The organism is Acerihabitans sp. TG2 (assembly GCF_035013185.1).
In the GTDB taxonomy this organism is placed as follows: Bacteria; Pseudomonadota; Gammaproteobacteria; order Enterobacterales; family Enterobacteriaceae; genus Acerihabitans.
The window spans coordinates 64,427-82,883 of record NZ_JAYGJO010000007.1 but is presented as its reverse complement, the minus strand read 5'-3'; the positions used below and the strand labels follow the sequence as shown (position 1 = coordinate 82,883).

Sequence of the window (18,457 nt, the reverse complement as noted above, 5' to 3'; positions counted from 1 at the left end):
TATTAATTTATGCCAATATAAATACATCACTAAATATTCACGATACATTTCACGTTGCCGGTCGGCTGCAAGCAAAAGATGTCGGGATTGATACTTTTACTGCTTCCGGTGCCGGTAAATAGGCTGGTAATAGGTTTATAAGGAATTATCATGCAGTCGTCTACCGCCACACCTGCTTTTCTGGCGCGCCTTCCCTTATTAGGCTTGGCACTTAGCCTGCTGCTTAGCGGCTGCGCGCTTCATCAGCAAAGCGCGTCTATGGACTCCGCACAGCAGCAGCTCGCCGAACAAACTGTAGCTTCCGTGGACTGGATGCAAAAATCAGGGGAGTTTAACGCCTTATCCTATCAAGCCTTTAATACCGCAGAAATGGCGTTTACCCAGGCCAAAACCGTACCGGGACGCCAGAAAGCGGTGGTGGTAGATTTGGACGAAACCATGATCGACAATAGCGCTTACGCCGGTTGGCAAATCAAGCATCACCAGCAATTCAGCGATGCCACCTGGAGTCAATGGACTCATGCACGGCAGGCCAAGGCCCTCCCCGGCGCAGTGGCGTTTTCCCATTATGTCATAGAGCACGGCGGGCGTATTTTCTACGTGTCCAACCGCAACCAGGCGGATTTCGATGCCACCGTGGCTAATCTTAAGGCGCTGGGATTTGCCGACGTCGGTCCCCAGACGGTGTTATTAAAACCCGCTGGCGGCTCCAGTAATAAAACCGAACGTTTTAGCCAAGTGAAAAAGCAAGGCTACCATATTGTTGTATATGCTGGTGATAATCTTAATGATTTTAGCGGTGAGACTTATCATAAACTGAACGCACAGCGACGGGATTTTGTGAATCAACATCACGAAGAGTTTGGCCACAAATATATTGTGCTGCCCAACCCAAGCTATGGAGATTGGCAAGGGGGCATGGCGAGGGATTATGGGCCAGCCAGTGCAGAGAAAAAAGTAAAAATTGGCGAAGACAACATTGATGCATGGGGTGGGCAATAAAGCAGGAGGTGCGCTTGGCATCAGCGGCAGTGGCGATGTTGCTTAGGAGTTCAACTTTGGATCTAGCGCATCCCGCAGTCCGTCCCCCAGCAAATTAAACGCCAGTACGGTCAAAAAAATCGCCATGCTGGGAAAAATAGCGATATGCGGTGCGCTGACCATATCCGCCCGCGCTTGGTTTAACATGGCTCCCCACTCCGGCATCGGTGGTTGGGCACCCAGGCCGAGAAACGACAAACTGGCGGCAGTAATAATTGAGGTGCCGATGCGCATGGTAAAATACACCACAATGGAGGAGAGTGTTCCCGGCAGTATATGGCGCAGCAGAATTGTGCTATCGGACGCGCCAATGCTACGGGCAGATTCAATATAGGTTTGATGCTTTAACACCAGCGTATTGCCACGCACCAGGCGCGCAAACGCCGGAATGCTGAAAACCGCCACGGCGATAATCACATTCGACATGCCACTGCCCAGCACCGCCACCACCGCGATGGCCAGTAAAATACCCGGAAAGGCAAACAGCACGTCGCAGATCCGCATAATCAGCCGATCCCACCAGCCCTCATAATAGCCGGCCAGCAGACCAAACAGCGTGCCTATTACCATACCTAACAGTACCGAAAAAAAACCGGCTGCCAAGGAAATGCGGGTTCCCATCAGAATTCGGCTGAAAATATCACGACCCAAGGCATCTACCCCGAACCAATGGACTCGGGAGGGGCCGTCATTGAGCAGATCATAATCGAAATAATTTTCGGCGTCGAATGGCGTCAGCCAGGGCGCAAACAACGCTACTACGACCAAAACCACCACCACGATCCCGGCAGCAAACGCCAGCGGCTGACGTTTAAAGCGTCGCCAAAACTCGCTCCAGGGTGTGCGGGTATGCTGTAGGCTGAGTAGGGGCATTGCCGCCAGGGCGGCGTTTCGTCGCCACATTTTCATTGCGGGTCCTTACTGATACCGGATAGCGGGATTGATGGCCGCATATAACAAGTCCACTAATAAATTAATCACAATAAATTCCAGAGAAAACAGCAACACTTCGGCCTGAATCACCGGGTAATCGCGCATCTCTACCGAATCCACCAGCAGCCGTCCCAAGCCCGGCCAGTTAAACACCTCTTCCACCACAATGGATCCGCCCAGCAAAAAGCCAAACTGCAGGCCCATCATGGTCACCACCGGGATCATGGCGTTACGTAGCCCATGTTTGCTTATCACCCAGAATTCTCTTACCCCTTTGGCCCGGGCCGTGCGCATATAATCTTCCTGCATCACTTCAACAAACGACGCCCGGGTAAAGCGCGCCATGATCGACGCCACCGCTGCCCCCAGCGTAATCGAGGGTAAGATATAATGCCGCAGACTGTCTGCCCCCACCGTGGGCAACCAGCCGAGTTTGACCGAGAATACCTGCATCAATAACATGCCCAACGCAAACGCGGGAAAGGAAATGCCCGAGACTGCCAACGTCATACATAGGCGATCGGGCCAGCGGTTTCGCCATACCGCCGAGACAACGCCCAGCGCCATGCCAAATATCACCGCCCACAGCATACTGGCGACGGTGAGCCAAAACGTGGGCATAAAGCGTGAGCCGATCTCACTGCTCACCGGTCGCTTCGAGACCAAAGAGTGGCCAAAATCGCCCCGAACGGCGTGGGTGATAAAGTGCAGGAACTGCTCGGGTAACGGTTTATCCAGACCTAAATCCTGTCGCACCAGTGCCACCACCGAGGCGTCGGCGTTCGATCCGGCCACCAGCCTGGCCGGATCACCCGGCAGTAGATGGACAAACAGAAACACCAACACCGCGACGATCATAAGCGTAGGGATCAGGCCTAACAGCCGCTTAATAAAATAATTCAGCATGGCACCGGGTTATTTCATATCGGCATGCACAAAATCAAACGAGCTGTCCGGCATAACATAAAACCCCGTCAGGTTTTTGCTGTGTGCATACAGCATTTTTTCCGTCAGCAGGAACACCCAGGGCGCATCAGCCCAAATTCTGTCCTGCGCATCGGTATACAACCGGGTTTTTTCAGCCCGATCGGTGGTATTGCGCGCATCGGTCAAATCTTTATCCACTTGGGGGTTGCTGTAAAATGCGGTATTGAAAATTGCCGGTGGCGCAGACTGGCTGGCAAACAACGGCGTCAACGCCCAATCCGCCTCGCCGGTGGACGCCGACCAGCCGGTGTAGAACATGCGTACACCGGTATCATGTACCCCTTTTGCCTCTACCTGCGCAGCACGCTGGCCAGCATCCATCGCGGTGACCGTAGCCTTGATGCCGACCTGCGCCAGTTGCTGCTGCGTGAATTGCAGGGCCTTTTGGAAGGTACTGGTATTATGGGATGACCACAGGGTCGTGGTAAAGCCGTTAGGATAACCCGCTTCTTTTAGCAGGGCCTTGGCTTTGGCTGGGTCGTACGGCCAGGGTTTAAATTTTACCGCGTAATCAATACCTGCGGGCAGCGGTCCTTCGGCAGGAATGGCATAACCCGCATAGGCGACCTTGATCAGGGCATCTTTATTGATCGCGTAGTTGATGGCTTGGCGGACCTTGATATTGTCAAACGGCTTCTGAGTGACATTCAGACTGATATAGCGCTGTAAAATCGATGGTGCCGACACCAGGTCCAGTTTGTTGTTTTTTGCCAGTACCGCCGCCTGTTCGTAGGGCACGGGAAAAGCAAAATTGGCTTCACCGGTTTGCAGCATCGCCGCACGGCTATTATTATCGACCACCGGGCGCCAAGTAATAGAGTCAAGTTTGGCCTGGCCCTTTTGCCAATAACCGTCGAAGCGTTTTACTTTGACAAAATCGGTCTGGTTCCAGACGACAAATTCATACGGCCCGGTACCCACCGGATGAAAACCGATCTCCTTACCATACTTTTTCAGCGCCGCTGGCGAAATCATGGCCGCTGCCGGGTGTGCGAGATTATTGATAAACGGCGAGAACGGCGTTTTTAAGGTGATTTTTACCGTGGAGGGATCGAGCACTTCGGTTTTATCAATCATCTTAAACAGATTGTATCGCTTGAGATGATTCTCTGGATTACTGGCGCGGTCCAGGTTGACCTTCACCGCCTCGGCGTTAAAGTCAGTGCCGTCCTGGAACTTGATGCCCTTATGCAGCTTGATGGTATAGGTCAGTCCGTCCGGGCTGGCCTGATAACTTTCTGCTAATACATTGATCTGCTTCATATCCTTATCAAAGCCGAATAACCCTTGATAAAAAGACTTGGCCACCGCTTGGGATAACGTATCGTTGGCGTCATAAGGATCGAGACTGGTAAAATTCGAACCCACGGCGATAACCGCATCCTTGGCAGCCCAAGCTGGCGCGCAAGCCATCGCGCCGGTGACTGCCGCGGCCAGCAGCCAGTGACGTTTTACCTTAACTTTGTTCATAAACTCACCCTCTCAATTAAAACCCCTGTCATTCAATAGGCTCCGCCGATGTGATGGCGGGCAACATAATGCCCTGCCCCAACCTCAACCAATGGGGCAACCCGCGGTTCGTCACCCAGCGCCCGTATAGGGCTGGGCATTTCATCGACCGATATCGCGTGTTCAGTCAGGCGGCGCGTTGGGTCGGGGATCGGTACCGCCGACATCAATTTGCGGGTATAGGGGTGTTGTGGGTTGCCAAGCACCTGGCGCCGTGGCCCGATTTCCACAATTTGTCCCAAATACATCACCGCTACCCGGTGGCTGATCCGCTCCACCACCGCCATATCGTGGGAAATAAATAAAAATGCGATGCCAAATTCGCGCTGCAAATCCAACATTAAATTGATAATCTGCGCCTGAATGGAAACATCCAGCGCTGAAACCGACTCGTCAGCGATCACTACTTTGGGGTTTAACGCCAACGCCCGCGCAATACAGATACGCTGACGCTGACCACCGGAAAACTCATGGGGGTAGCGCTGAGCATGTTCCGGCAAGAGGCCGACACGCTCGAGCAACCGCGCCACCCGTCGTTGCGCATCGGCTCCCTGCGCCACGCCGTGCACCAGCAGCGGCTCCATAATGGAATAACCGACGGTCAGTCTTGGGTCAAGGGAGGCATAGGGGTCCTGGAAAATAAACTGGATATTGCGGCGCAGGCGCTGCAGTTCATGACCACGCAGAGCGGTAATCGATTGCCCGTTGAAAATGATATCGCCGCTTTGGCTCTCCACCAAACGCAGCAAAGCGCGGCCAGTGGTGGATTTGCCGCAACCGGATTCCCCCACCAAGGCCAGTGTCTCGCCGGGATAGAGGGAAAAACTGACTTTCTCCACCGCGTGCACCCGTTGTCTGACACGATTCAATATGCCGCTGCGGAGATCAAAGCCGGTCACCAGATCCCTAACCTGCAGGATCGGCAGCGCGCCGGCGAGTACAGTGTCCTGTGGCGGTGTAGGCAGACCGGCACTGGCACTGGCAGGGTCAACCGTTACCGTGAGCGGAAATTTTTCCGGGAAATCACTGTTGGCCAACGCGCCGAGTTTCGGTACTGCGGCCAGTAACGCCCGAGTATAATCATGCTCCGGATGGGCAAAAAGCTGCTGTACCGGTGCCGACTCCACATCATCACCTCGATACATCACCATCACGCGATCGGCCATTTCAGCCACCACCCCCATATCATGGGTGATAAATATCACGCCCATCTGCATTTCGCGCTGCAGGGTGCGGATCAGTTGCAAAATTTGCGCCTGAATAGTGACATCCAGCGCGGTGGTGGGTTCATCGGCGATCAGCAGCGCCGGTTTACACGACAGCGCCATGGCGATCATCACCCGCTGGCGCATGCCGCCCGACAGTTGATGTGGATAACGATCGAGCATGCTTTGGGCGTTAGGGATCCGTACTCGTTCCAGCATACTTAGCGCTTCCTGTCTGGACTGGCGATGATCTTTGCCCTGATGGAGCCGGATAGATTCGGCAATCTGCTCCCCTACCGGGAAAACCGGGTTAAGCGAGGTCATGGGCTCTTGGAAGATCATCGCCATATCCGCGCCGCGCAACATGCGCAGCGTCGAGGGCCCGGCGGTAGCCAAGTTCACGACCTGACCATTGCGGCGGCGAAACAGCATGGCGTCGCAGTCCAGTTTGCCGCCGCCGAGCGCCAGTAGCCGCATCACCGACAAGGCAGTGACGGATTTACCGGATCCCGACTCGCCGACAATCGCGAGTGTCTCGCCACGCTGCACATCAAACGAGATGCGCCGCACGGCGTCGATACGCTGTCGCTCATGCATGAAATGCACACTCAAATCTCGTACCGCCAGTACCTGTTGTTCGGATAACACCGTGGCGCCGGCGAATGCGGTGACATCCGGCGCCCGACGCGCCCACCAATCGGCCATTAACCCTCAATCCCTATCGCGGGCAGGTTGATGCCATGTATGACAATGCCTGGTTTACTCATTAGGTAACATGTCCTGTGTATAAGGGGGGAACGCCTGTCCTGTGATCCATTAACGCCCTGGCCACTAGGTAACAAACCGTGTCATACAATGATTAATGATTAACGTACCATTTTTGAATATATTAACCCTGCACCCCGCTGTAAAGCACAAATGTGAGCTATGGTTTGCATCAGCCTACGACAGCCTGGACAGGGCGATTGTCCACAGCGCATTATTAGCCTCACGTGAACCACCGCCAGATAAGCCCAACGTTTGCCTGTCCAGATATAGGTCACATCGCCACACCAGACCTGGTTCGGCGCTGTAACCGCGAACTGGCGGTCAAGAAGATTTGGTATCTCAACGTGTTCGTTGCCGCCGCGCTGGTATTTGTAAGCGGGGCTCTGGCAACTGCCGATGCCCAGCTCTTTCATCAGTCTGCCCGCCACCCAACGGCCGACCTTAACTCTATGCGTATTAGTCACGATAGACGCGATAGTTATGGCTCCAGCAGAACCGCCGCTGGCGTTCCAGGCTTCTTTCACCAGGCTGCGTTTAATGTCAACGCCAGTGTATCTTGCCGTTTTTCGCCATTTTGATGTCCGCTTTTTATCAACGATGATGACCGCTTTCCGGCAGAGCGTCAGCGGCTGGGGCAGGTAGAGCAGCAGAGGCAAAAAGAGCTTGAGCGGGTGAATGAGCGCCATTACCAACCCTCTGATAACATAAGTAATTTAGGTTAAGTCTCTTTCGTCGTATTATGGGGGGATTTTAATCCTAACACGTACAAGGAATAAGTATGGATACGCAGTACACCAATGAACTGACACCGGAAATTTTAGCCGGCATGGACATTTCGCCGTTTACGGCGGAACAACTGACTGAGATGACGGCGGAAGCCCGCGACCTGATTGAGGCGCAAGAAACCTTCTGCCGTGCGCATCCGGTGACGGCCATTTACCGGCTGGCGGTGGCGGGCAGTCAGACTGAGCGCGGCGGCGTGGCCGATGAGTTTAACGCCGATCCGGAGCAGGGATACAAACACAGGCTCAGTAACGGGCTGTGGGCGAGTGTGCTGACGGAAGGCTGTACGGTGACTTATCCGGACGGGGGCACGGCGCGGATTATCAGCAGCGCCGGGAGCCAGAATACCTATGATGACCGGGGGATTGCGCTGGTTGGAAGCCGGCTTGATAACGGCGATGTCATCATCAGCACGCCGCAGTCATCGGGGATGCTTGTCGGGCGGGAAGGTGTTCCGATGGCGGAAGATTTTCTGATTTCCGGTCAGAAATAACAATGGGCGGTTATCGAACAGACTGTTACGGGCGCGGGCTTGCCCTGCACGGTGACAAAACGACAACGGGCGCGACCATTTTATCCACCCTGCCAAACCACACCGAGCACGGTCGCGCCGTTGTCCGGGTGGGTGACCGGACGACGACCTGTCCGAAGTGTAACCAGTCCGGGGTAATTGTTGACGGTGAATCGCATTCTATCTGGGACGGTGTCGCGGCGGCGGTGGATCGCTCCATCGTGCGGTGCGGTTGTCCTGAGGAAAGCAACAGGATTATTGCCCCTAAGGGGCAGTGGATGGGTGCGGGAAAATCACCGGAGCAACAGGCGGCTGAAAAGCAGGCGGCGCTGATGATTGCGCGACAGGCTGAACGGGAAGCGCAGGCGCAGCAACAGGCAGAAGAGCGGGATCGTAACCGGGTGTTTGCGAAATCGTGCCTGCGGGGCGACGGCTGCAACGATGCCGGTGATGCGCGGGAGCCGCACACCCACTTTGCGGAAATGGGTCTTTTTCGTGTGACACCGACAGTCAACCCAGCCACGGAGAACGATGTTCCTCAGTACGCGCAGACGGCGAAGAAAAAACCGTCTACGCCGGAGGAAACCGCGCCGAAGCCGCGTGGTGCACTGTACAAATGGTGGTTTGGCAACCATGAGGAAGTGAAGTATCAGGCGGTCACGGCGGCGGCGGCCAGCGCGGTACGTGCTCAGGCGGCGACGGCGGGCGCGGGCGTGCTTGAGCAGGTGGCTGGGCGGTTTGCAACGTCCGGGACGTGGGCGGTGACTGCGGGACGTGTTCTGGCAGCCGGACCCGGAGCACCTATTGCTGCGCTTCTGGTGGGAATGATGCCGGGGCGGCTCAACGACGGCGAACAAGATTTTATCGACCGTATGCGTGCGGAGCAGATGCGGGAGGTGCCGAGCCGGGTACGTTTCACCTGGGAAAATAACCCGCAGGGTAACCCTGTACCGCGTGGCTGGCATACGCCACCGGGCAAAGACATGGTGCGGCTGCGGCGGATGGAGTGGGACAACAGCCGGAAGGCGTACACGTTCACCACGGAAGAAGACAATCCGATCACGATAATCTGGACGCCAGATCACAGCGGTGTGAATGTGCCGTCAAACACGGGCAATCAGGCGCGGCCGGTGCTGCCGAGTTCGGTTATAGTAGACCCGCTGCCAGAGAGCACCGGGATAACGACGACAACCAGCCCGGCGCCGGAAGAGAAGAGTTTCGCGGATTATATTCTGATCCTGCCGATGCCGAATATCCCGCCGATTTATATTTACCTGAGCAAGCCGCCGGTGGAGTTCCTCGAGGTTGAGCTGTACAGCGACTTTAAGCGCCGGTCACGGCAGGGGAAATATGAGGCTGACCATATTCCTTCAAGGGCGGCAGTAGAGCGTTATTATATGGAAAAATACCCCACGATGGATATTGAACAGATTGCTGTCTTGACGGACCAAGTCGCAGCTATTGTTATCCCGAAAGAGGTCCATCATAAAATAAGTGAAACATATGGCGGGCGTAATAGCGAAGCACAGATTCAACGGGATTCTGGAAACCTTCGTTCTGCTGTTGATAGGAATGTTGACGCAATAAAACCTGCATTAAAAGAGCATGGTGCTAGTGATGCTCAGATAGAGGCTGCAAGGTCGAGAATGCACGAGTTGAATTCTGATATAGGGTTATACAAATGACAGTAAATATAGATGCGTTGATCCGCAGTCTTGGTAAAAAATACAGGGATATTGTTGATGCTGGCTTAATTTTTTACAAAACAGAACCTCGTGGTGCATCTGGTTCCCCTATACTTACGTTGGATATGGCTAAGGAAGGGGTATTTTTAGCGTTCCATAGAAAAGATGGGGTTTTTCGTGAGTTATCTCTCCGAATTCAGAATGATAAAATTAAGAATTGGGTTTTCCCTAATGAGCTACCTTCTCCCTTAAAAGTTAGCATGTCTCGTGAGTGGATGCATGAAACATTCGGCAAGCCCGATAAAGAAGAACCGCCACAAGTAATAGCCAAAATTGCATTTGGATGGACTGAGCGCTATACCGCCGTGGGATTCGATATGCCTATAGCAATGCAAGTTAGTTATGATTTGCAAGGTATGGTCAAAAAAGTAACTTTTCTACCAACCTCTGAACTTCGTTGGTAATAGCTATGTCAACCACACTTGGTGGCCGTATTATAATTATTAATGATTCCACTTAGTATGCAAGTCAGATATGACATGGCCGAGATGGTAAAGTCAGTCTCATTTTTCCCTACTTCGGAATTACGCTGGTAATCACGTATCGAGAGGATCTTAAAAAGATCCTCTCGAGATCCTTTATATCTGAGCGTAATCTCCTGCTCAGTAACGAGAAACCCGCCTAGGCGGGTTTCTCGTCCGATTAGAAGTCTTCGACCACTTCCAATCGGCGCGGTAACTGAATCTTCGCGGGAAACAGTCACCAAATATGTACAGTCAGTTTAGCCTCAATAGGCCAAAACCTTCAAGAAATAATCGCATATATCAATATATGCATTTATCCGTAGATTTCCCGCAAACCTCCAGTTACCAATGGCTACCGCCACTGGCGATTCGTCGTGTCTTTCAGGGTTGGACTCAAGTAATTAGTTACCTGAACAGGCGCGGTAGTCGTAAGCGTACAGCCCGCGCCGTCTGTTATCTATTCCTCAAGGTAGGTAGGTTAGAGCTCCGTCTCATTTAGAAAGAGTTCTATCTATGGAAAAACCCACTAATTGGCGTAACGGTCCCCGTAACATCTATTCCGACGACTTTAAACTACAGATGGTTGAATTGGCGTCCCAGCCTGGTGCTAATGTGTCCCAAATCGCCCGTGAGAATAGCGTTGGCAGTAATCTTATCTTTAAATGGTTACGCCTTTGGCAACAGGAAGGCCGCATATCCCAACGCCTACCAACCACAATGACGCCGCCATCAAAACCGGTATTATTACCCGTTGAAGTGATATCCGAGTTGCCGACGCCGGACATCTCGGCTGATAACACCCGCAGCGAGCTCAGGCCTCACTGGTATAGCAGCGGTTTAACACCAAACTAATCGGAGCGGCTGTTCGATGAACAGTCAGGTTGAGTGGCCAATTTTTGTCGACCACTTCAGGTGCACAAGTCCCGGCGTCTGCAAGCGATGGGGATCTTTTTGCCAGTCCGAAGCAATGTGGAAGGCCATGAAGGATGCAAACCCCATCAAAACTAATGCTGTAAAGCGACCTTCTTGAGCGGACGTGGTGAACATTTTTCAACCTCATTATAAATTACTCACACTTTATACGGAGTGAGTCTGTGCGCAAAGCAATTCGGCAGAATGCCCGTTTTACCGAATTGTGTTTTTGTAGTTCGTCCAAGCATCGACTACGCTGGCCTATTTGCCTTTTCCAGCCTGGCTGGCTTGCTGCACCCAATAGTCCCGCACCGCTTCGGTATGGCGGAGATACTCCAACCAAGATTCCCGCAAATCGAAAAATAACCGGGCAGATTCCCCGATGGAATAACCATGATACTATGGGGTTATCAGGCCACAGATCCCGCGGCCGATGTGACAGGAGTTGATATGGCAGCGTTTTCTACCCCCTTACTTACGCTAGACCAGGCGCTGGAACGCATGCTCGGCGTAGTAGACCCTCTTGATGAAATTGAAACCCTCGCGTTAACCGATGCCGCCGGCCGGGTTACCGCGCGGCCCGTGGTCTCACCGGTAAATGTGCCGCCGTTTGATAATTCGGCCATGGACGGATATGCAGTACGTCTGGCCGATCTTGGCGGTTCCGCCCCCTTGCAGGTGGCGGGTAAAGCCTTTGCCGGCGTGCCGTTCAGCGGCGACTGGCCAGATGGCTCAGTGCTGCGCATCATGACCGGCGCCCCCATTCCTGCAGGAACCGATGCAGTGATTATGCAGGAACAGGCGAACCCGGTAGCGGACGGTGTGTGTTTTACCGCTGCGGTAAAACCCGGGCAAAATATCCGGCACATTGGCGACGACATTCGCCAGGGCGCAGAGGTTATGCCGGCTGGGCGGGCATTAGGCGTGGCCGAACTGCCACTGCTGGCCTCCTTGGGCATCGATAAAATCCAGGTGATACGCCGCCTGAAGGTGGCACTCTTTTCTACTGGCGACGAGCTCCAACCGATCGGTGCACCGTTAGCTGCCGGGCAAATCCATGATACCAATCGGTTTACTGTGCGACTGATGTTGCAACAGTTGGGCTGCGAGGTCATCGATCTTGGCATTATCGCCGATGACGCCCAGGCACTGCGAGCCGCATTTCACGACGCCGATCAACGGGCAGATCTGGTGATTACCAGCGGCGGGGTATCGGTTGGCGAAGCCGATTATACCAAGGCCATACTGGAGGAACTGGGAAGCATCAACTTTTGGCAGTTGGCGATTAAACCCGGCAAGCCCTTTGCTTTTGGCCAGCTTGAACATGCCTGGTTTTGTGGACTACCGGGCAACCCGGTGTCAGCGGCGGTCACCTTTTACCAGTTGGTACAACCGTTGATCGTCCGGCTAAGTGGACGGGTGGATTGGCATTTAGCCCCCCGCTTACGCGCCCGCCTGTTGGCACCACTTAAAAAGACCCCGGGACGGATGGATTTTCAGCGCGGCATATTTTATGGTATCCCCGAGGGTGGGCTGGAAGTACGCAGTACCGGCCCGCAGGGTTCTCATGTATTTAGCTCGTTTAGCCAGGCCAACTGTTTTATTGTGCTGGACGCTGAACAAGGGCCGGTGGCTGCCGGAGAGTGGGTCACCATCGAGCCATTTAATCATTTGCTGTTATCCTAGGGTCACATCATGGCGGACGAACTGAGTCATGCGGAGATGCTGCGTTATGATCGGCAGATTAGCTTGCGTGGTTTTGATTTTGATGGTCAAGAACGGTTAAAAACCTCTCGGGCGCTGGTCGTTGGCGCCGGCGGTTTGGGCTGTGCCGCAGCGCTTTATCTTACCGCCGCCGGGGTTGGACAGCTGACGCTGCTGGATTTTGATACCGTCGCACTGTCGAATCTGCAGCGGCAGATTTTGCATAACGACCAGCGCATCGGCGCGGCCAAAGTAGATTCCGCCGCCGAGGCCCTGCGTTCGGTCAATCCCCATGTGACGGTGACGCCAATCAATGCCATGCTCGAGGATGCAGCGTTGGATACGCTGGTTGTCGAACATAGCGTGGTACTGGACTGCACCGATAACGTGGCGACCCGTGAACAGCTTAACCGCCTGTGCTATCGCCACCGGGTACCCTTGGTTTCAGGGGCGGCGATCCGCATGGAAGGTCAAATCAGTGTATTCACCTACCAGCCCGACGCACCCTGCTATCGCTGCCTAAGCCGTTTATTTGGCGAGCAGAGCCTGACCTGTGCCGAGTCAGGCGTGATGGCGCCCTTGGTGGGTATCATTGGTTCTCTGCAGGCGATGGAAGCCATAAAACTATTGAGCGCGTTCGGCAGCACACCCGCAGGCCGGCTAGTGATCTATGACGCCATGACGCTGCAGTTCCGGGAATTGACCCTGCGACCTGATCCACAGTGCGAAGTGTGCGGCAAGGCGCGAGTCGAGGTGTGATCTTCCGCCATGGTACCTTTGCACCATGGCGGTCATTCGAGGGGGCGTAGGCTGGATTAATTGAGCCCTTGGCTGCGCAGATAATCTTCGTAATTGCCGCTGAAATCGATGATTTTTTCCGGCGTAAATTCAAGGATCCGCGTGGCCAGCGAGCTGACAAATTCACGGTCATGGGAAACGAAAATCAAGGTACCCTGATACAGTTCCAGCGCCGAGTTCAGAGATTCAATGGATTCCATGTCCAGATGGTTGGTCGGCTCATCCATCAGCAGAATATTGGGTTTTTCCATCATCAGTTTGCCGAACATCATACGGCCTTTTTCACCGCCGGATAACACGCTCACAGGCTTATTAATATCGTCCTGGCTAAACAACAAACGGCCGAGGATACTGCGCACCGCCTGTTCGTCATCACTGGGCTGCTTCCACTGGCTCATCCAGTCAAATACCGTAATATTGTCGGCGAATTCGCTGGTGTGATCCTGAGCATAATAACCAATATTGGTATTCTCGGACCATTTCACCGTACCACTGGCTGGCGCCAGTTCGCCCATCAACGTTTTCAGAAAGGTGGTTTTACCGATACCGTTAGCACCCAGCACCGCCACCTTCTCGCCAACTTCCAGCATCATACTCATTTGGCTGAACAGTACTGGCTGTCCGGCATAACCCTGGCTCAACTGCTGAATTTCCAGCGCGTTGCGGAATAATTTTTTATCTTGCTCAAAACGGATAAACGGGTTCTGACGGCTGGAGACTTTGATCTCATCAAGGGTGATTTTTTCAATCTGACGCGCGCGGGAGGTGGCCTGACGGGATTTCGACGCGTTGGCGCTAAAACGACTGACAAAGGATTGCAATTCAGCAATTTGTGCTTTTTTCTTGGCGTTGCCAGACACCAACTGCTCACGCGCCTGGGTGGAGGCGGACATATAATCATCGTAATTGCCGGGATAAATGCGCAGCTCGCCATAATCCAGATCGGCCATATGGGTACAGACCATATTCAGAAAGTGCCGATCATGGGAGATAATAATCATGGTGCTATTACGATCGTTCAGTACCTGTTCCAGCCAACGGATAGTATTAATATCCAGGTTGTTGGTCGGTTCATCAAGCAGCAGAATATCGGGGTTGGCAAACAGCGCCTGCGCCAGCAATACCCGCAGTTTCCAGCCTGGTGCCACTTCGCTCATCGGGCCGTAATGCTGTTCTAGCGCAATACCGACGCCCAGCAGAAGTTCACCGGCACGGGCCTCTGCGGTATAGCCATCCATTTCCCCGTATAACACTTCAAGGTCTGCCACACGGTAACCCTGTTGTTCGGTCATATCGGCCATGGCATAGATAGCATCACGCTCCTCTTTCACCGCCCAGAGTTCGGCATGGCCCATGATCACGGTATCGAGCACCGAATACTGCTCGAAAGCGAACTGGTCCTGGCGCAGTTTACCCAAGCGTTCATTGGGGTCGAGAGCAACGTGACCGGCGCTGGAGACCAAATCGTCGCCAAGGATTTTCATCAGGGTTGACTTACCGCAGCCGTTGGCACCGATCAAGCCATAACGGTTGCCGCCGCCAAATTTAACGGAGATGTTTTCGAATAGCGGTTTGCTACCGAACTGCATGGTGATGTTGTTACAAATTAGCAAAAGAGGCACTCTTCATTAAAAAACGTGACATTACCCACATTATGCCACACTCCACAGCAAGATTGCTCTATCTGTATGCGGTTGCGCCAATTTGATAAAAATAACCGCGCTGTTGGTGTCAGCGTGACCGGGGTGGCCATTCACGCGCTTTCGGTTCAAATAGGGGAATAAAAAGAAGTTTTTTAGTGAACAAGGGACTATCACAAGATGGGAAGGCAAAGCGGTGCAACACTAAAAAAAAAAGCATGGCTGATACACTCAGCCATGCCCGATAACTGTACTTAGAAGCGGTAACCAACACCGGCAATCCATGTGCCGACGTCAACGCTGCGAATGCGGCTTTGTTCATAGGAAACGTCAAGTGCAACGTTTTCCATCGGGTTGAACTGCAGGCCAGCACCGTAAGCTACGCCAACATCGCTAAAGCCTTGTTTGTCGCCGCCATTCTGGCTGTTATCAGTGGTTTTACCTGCACCGAGGCCGATCACGCCGTAGACGCTGGCCCAGTCATTAATACGGTATGCCGGACCGGCAGTGATACCGTAGTATTGGCCTTTCTGATAAACGCCGTTATTAGTCTGGTTTTTTTCCAGATAAGTAAACGAGCTAATTACGCTCCAAGGTTCAGAACCGTCCATTTCGTAACGGTATTTTAAGTTAAACCCGGATGCTTTATTGATAACGCCCTGCATATCACCTTGGGCATAACCCGCAGTAACGGTGCTTTCACCGGCACTAGCGGAACCTGCGGCGACTGCTAATACACAAGCTAACGCTGAAAGACATGCAATTTTGTTCATAACCACCTCAAATGTGAATGTACGTCCTAAGTGATAAAATATAACAAAATGCAGCACGAAACTCTGCTTAATAAATGTTGTCCAATTAAACGTATCGTGTAACATAAGTTTTCAGATACTTCTATCCTATTCATTTTCCTTATGTTTTGCTGACATTTGTTATTTTTGGCGTTTACCTGCCCTTACAAGATATCCAGATTAATCCTAACCGAATGCTTAAAAAATAGCCCATGGCTTAGGGTTGCCGTTCGTTTTTTTTCATTACTGCTGTCGTTGTTTTCATATTTAGACATACCTTTTAACGCAATGGGTAATTATTTAGTAAATAATGTGCAACTGGAACATAATATGCAACGCGCATGATACACCCACCCATGGTTAATGTAGGCGCTATACTATAGTAGGTATAATAACGGTGCAGTGGTGGGCAACCGGGTATTATTTTTGTACACCCCATTCACCTTTACCGGTCATTGCCTAGTGTCAGCGCAATTTCTCTCGATTTGCGTTGCCGAGTGCGAAAAATGGCAGTTGTGTGCGACGGGTTGTAACCTGGCAGCCTCAGTAGTGTCGCAGAGGTTAACCCTGTTAGCACCCGCGCAAAAGGTGACGACGATAAGAGTGATAGGGTGCGTAATGGTCAAACACTGCTATACTTTATGCATGTGATAGACCTAGACAAAATCAATTACGAACACGTAAGAGGATGATTAATGATGAGTACCGCTAAACTGGTTAAAACGAAATCTTCCGAACTTATTTACACTCGCAACGATCTGGACGACTCGGTAAAACACGCCAGTATCGCGCTGCTTAATCGTCTGGTGATCGAATATGTCGATTTGGCGTTGATCACCAAACAGGCTCACTGGAACATGCGTGGGGCAAACTTTATTGCGGTGCACGAAATGCTGGACGGATTCCGTGCGGGTATCCTTGACCACCAGGACACCATTGCCGAACGTGTGGTCCAATTAGGGGGGGTCGCGTTGGGTACGGTTCAGGTCACTAACGACAAAACCCCGTTGACCAGCTATCCGACCAATATTCATAGTGTACAGGATCATCTCAAAGCGTTAGCGGATCGTTATGGCATGGTTGCCAATCATACCCGTAAGGCGATTGGCGACGCTGGCGAAGACGAAGATACCGCCGATATCTTCACCGCGGCCTCCCGTGACCTGGATAAATTCCTGTGGTTTATCGAGTCCAATATTGAATAATAGTCTTGGCTAACCGGCGTAAATCCTGGCGTCCGGTTGCCTCAGACTCGATAAAAGGCTGACAGCGCAGGCTGTCGGCTTTTTTTATTGCCAACCATGCTCTTGACCGATGGAGGATAATTATGGCGAGCGGATGGGCGCCGGACGGCGCAGTGCAAGACCAGATTGATTCGACTATCAACGATGCGGTACAACGTGCCCGGCAGGAACAAGTCAAGGGCGTAAGCGCAGAACATTGCCAGGAATGCGGCGAACGGATCCCCACCGCGCGCCGGGTGGCGTTGCCCGGGGTGCAGTTTTGCATTCAGTGCCAGAGCGCCCTGGATAAACAACGCCAGCATCACGCCGGTTATAACCGGCGAGGCAGCAAAGACAGTCAGCTGCGCTGAATATGAGTAGGGAGATCCCCATGCCTGCAACGGAATTCCATTATTATGAACCTCGTAACGGTCATGGTCTTCCCCACGATCCGTTAAACGCAATTATCGGTCCACGCCCCATTGGCTGGATTGCGTCAGTTAACCCCCAGGGACAACGTAATTTAGCACCCTACAGTTTTTTTAACTGTTTCAATTATCACCCGCCAATCATCGGTTTTTGCAGCATTGGCTGGAAAGACAGTGTGGACAACATCTGCACCACCGGTGAATTTGTCTGGAATCTGGCGACTCGCCCCTTGGCGCAAGCCATGAATAATTGCTCAGCGTCGTTGCCGCCGGGCGAAGATGAATTCAGCTTTGCTGGCCTGACGCCGGTGAAAGGCACCCGTGTGGCTGCCCATCGGGTGGCGGAAAGCCCGGTAAATTTTGAGTGTCAATTGACCCAATGTATCCAGTTGCAGGATGTCCAGGGTAAACAGTTGGATAGCTGGCTAGTGCTTGGTGAGGTGATCGCAGTACATATAGACAAGTCGCTATTTGATCAGCAGGGAATCTATCAAACCGCCGCCGCCGAGCCTATCTTGCGTGCGGGCGGTCCCAGTGCCTATTACGGAATTTCCGAAGCGTTGCGGTTTGATTTGGTGCGTCCCGACGATCGGTCGTAGCCACCGCGTTAACGGCACATCGGCAGCACGCACCGGCGCATCAATAAGGCCATCACCGCAACGCGTACCGTTAGTGCGGGTTGCGGTGACTTCAAAAAATATGACACTTTCTGTTAATAATCATCGCTGTGATTTAGTCGAAGCTGGCGTATCATAAGTATCCGACATGATACTATTTACAACGTGATTATTATGAAACACATTTGTTTAACCCTTTTTGTGCTTATCGTTAGTGCAACCGCCTATGCGTCACCCCCTTATCGCCTGCCAGATATGCCGCACGACCCGCGCCTTGACAGCGCTTGTCTGAACAAAACTACCGCCACGACGGCCAGTAAATGCCCACGGCAAATTTTCTCCCCGGGCAAAAACCAGGCTACCGACGGATATAGCCCGGTGTATCACAAACGCTAAAC

Annotated in this window: 17 protein-coding genes and 2 pseudogenes; 11 read left to right on the top strand and 8 right to left on the bottom strand. The window is 52.8% G+C overall.

Annotation, left to right across the window (positions count from 1 at the left end; genetic code table 11):
• Positions 1–150: 150 nt before the first annotated feature.
• Entirely contained in the window at positions 151–1,002 is an 852-nt protein-coding gene (locus SJI19_RS08600; protein ID WP_323477841.1) for a 5'-nucleotidase, lipoprotein e(P4) family, read from the top strand.
• A gap of 42 nt (positions 1,003–1,044) precedes the next feature.
• On the opposite strand, the gene gsiD is transcribed toward SJI19_RS08600, so the two are convergent.
• The 5 genes and pseudogenes from gsiD to SJI19_RS08575 form a co-directional block, all read right to left on the bottom strand.
• Positions 1,045–1,950 (bottom strand): glutathione ABC transporter permease GsiD, encoded by a 906-nt coding sequence (gsiD, locus tag SJI19_RS08595; protein ID WP_323477840.1) that lies wholly within the window; start codon positions 1,948–1,950, stop codon positions 1,045–1,047.
• A gap of 9 nt (positions 1,951–1,959) precedes the next feature.
• Positions 1,960–2,880: a glutathione ABC transporter permease GsiC gene (gsiC, locus tag SJI19_RS08590; protein WP_323477839.1), complete on the bottom strand. Its 921-nt coding sequence runs from the start codon at positions 2,878–2,880 to the stop codon at positions 1,960–1,962.
• A gap of 9 nt (positions 2,881–2,889) precedes the next feature.
• Positions 2,890–4,431, bottom strand: a complete 1,542-nt coding sequence (gene gsiB / locus SJI19_RS08585; protein WP_323477838.1) for a glutathione ABC transporter substrate-binding protein GsiB — start codon at positions 4,429–4,431, stop codon at positions 2,890–2,892.
• A gap of 32 nt (positions 4,432–4,463) precedes the next feature.
• Positions 4,464–6,380 (bottom strand): dipeptide ABC transporter ATP-binding protein, encoded by a 1,917-nt coding sequence (locus tag SJI19_RS08580; RefSeq protein ID WP_323477837.1) that lies wholly within the window; start codon positions 6,378–6,380, stop codon positions 4,464–4,466.
• 290 nt (positions 6,381–6,670) lie between these two features.
• A pseudogene (locus tag SJI19_RS08575) lies at positions 6,671–6,976 on the bottom strand (IS3 family transposase); the annotation flags it as partial.
• A gap of 245 nt (positions 6,977–7,221) precedes the next feature.
• On the opposite strand from SJI19_RS08575, the gene SJI19_RS08570 reads away from it, so the two are divergent.
• The 4 genes and pseudogenes from SJI19_RS08570 to SJI19_RS08555 all read left to right on the top strand — a co-directional run.
• On the top strand, positions 7,222–7,719 hold the full coding sequence (locus SJI19_RS08570) for a hypothetical protein (protein ID WP_323477836.1): 498 nt from the start codon (positions 7,222–7,224) through the stop codon (positions 7,717–7,719).
• Positions 7,720–7,763: 44 nt separating this feature from the next.
• Positions 7,764–9,422 (top strand): S-type pyocin domain-containing protein, encoded by a 1,659-nt coding sequence (locus SJI19_RS08565; RefSeq protein WP_323477937.1) that lies wholly within the window; start codon positions 7,764–7,766, stop codon positions 9,420–9,422.
• On the top strand, positions 9,419–9,886 hold the full coding sequence (locus SJI19_RS08560) for a DUF6392 family protein (protein ID WP_323477835.1): 468 nt from the start codon (positions 9,419–9,421) through the stop codon (positions 9,884–9,886). The genes SJI19_RS08565 and SJI19_RS08560 overlap by 4 nt, the downstream gene beginning before the upstream one ends.
• Before the next feature lie 573 nt (positions 9,887–10,459).
• Positions 10,460–10,729 (top strand): annotated as a pseudogene (locus tag SJI19_RS08555) (transposase); the annotation flags it as partial.
• 93 nt (positions 10,730–10,822) lie between these two features.
• On the opposite strand, the gene SJI19_RS08550 reads toward SJI19_RS08555, so the two are convergent.
• Positions 10,823–10,993: a hypothetical protein gene (locus SJI19_RS08550; RefSeq protein ID WP_323477834.1), complete on the bottom strand. Its 171-nt coding sequence runs from the start codon at positions 10,991–10,993 to the stop codon at positions 10,823–10,825.
• 315 nt (positions 10,994–11,308) lie between these two features.
• Here SJI19_RS08550 and moeA point away from each other — a divergent pair, with 315 nt between their 5' ends.
• Together moeA and moeB are read left to right on the top strand one after the other, a co-directional pair.
• The gene (gene moeA, locus SJI19_RS08545; RefSeq protein WP_323477833.1) at positions 11,309–12,544 is read left to right on the top strand and encodes a molybdopterin molybdotransferase MoeA; all 1,236 of its coding nucleotides are present in this window, start codon (positions 11,309–11,311) and stop codon (positions 12,542–12,544) included.
• Positions 12,545–12,553: 9 nt separating this feature from the next.
• Complete coding sequence (gene moeB / locus SJI19_RS08540) at positions 12,554–13,321, top strand: molybdopterin-synthase adenylyltransferase MoeB (protein WP_323477832.1); 768 nt, start codon at positions 12,554–12,556, stop codon at positions 13,319–13,321.
• Between the two features lie 56 nt (positions 13,322–13,377).
• Here the strand turns inward: moeB and SJI19_RS08535 are convergent, their stop codons facing one another.
• The gene (locus SJI19_RS08535; RefSeq protein ID WP_323477831.1) at positions 13,378–14,973 is read right to left on the bottom strand and encodes an ABC-F family ATPase; all 1,596 of its coding nucleotides are present in this window, start codon (positions 14,971–14,973) and stop codon (positions 13,378–13,380) included.
• 281 nt (positions 14,974–15,254) lie between these two features.
• Positions 15,255–15,773 (bottom strand): outer membrane protein OmpX, encoded by a 519-nt coding sequence (gene ompX, locus SJI19_RS08530; RefSeq protein WP_323477936.1) that lies wholly within the window; start codon positions 15,771–15,773, stop codon positions 15,255–15,257.
• 716 nt (positions 15,774–16,489) lie between these two features.
• Here ompX and dps point away from each other — a divergent pair.
• The 4 genes from dps to SJI19_RS08510 all read left to right on the top strand — a co-directional run bounded on the left by dps (position 16,490) and on the right by SJI19_RS08510 (position 18,455).
• Entirely contained in the window at positions 16,490–16,996 is a 507-nt protein-coding gene (gene dps, locus SJI19_RS08525; RefSeq protein ID WP_323477935.1) for a DNA starvation/stationary phase protection protein Dps, read from the top strand.
• A 122-nt stretch (positions 16,997–17,118) separates the two neighbouring features.
• Positions 17,119–17,385: a DksA/TraR family C4-type zinc finger protein gene (locus SJI19_RS08520; protein WP_323477830.1), complete on the top strand. Its 267-nt coding sequence runs from the start codon at positions 17,119–17,121 to the stop codon at positions 17,383–17,385.
• Positions 17,386–17,405: 20 nt separating this feature from the next.
• Positions 17,406–18,041: a flavin reductase family protein gene (locus SJI19_RS08515; protein ID WP_323477829.1), complete on the top strand. Its 636-nt coding sequence runs from the start codon at positions 17,406–17,408 to the stop codon at positions 18,039–18,041.
• 192 nt (positions 18,042–18,233) lie between these two features.
• Positions 18,234–18,455 (top strand): hypothetical protein, encoded by a 222-nt coding sequence (locus SJI19_RS08510; protein WP_323477828.1) that lies wholly within the window; start codon positions 18,234–18,236, stop codon positions 18,453–18,455.
• Positions 18,456–18,457: the final 2 nt, after the last annotated feature.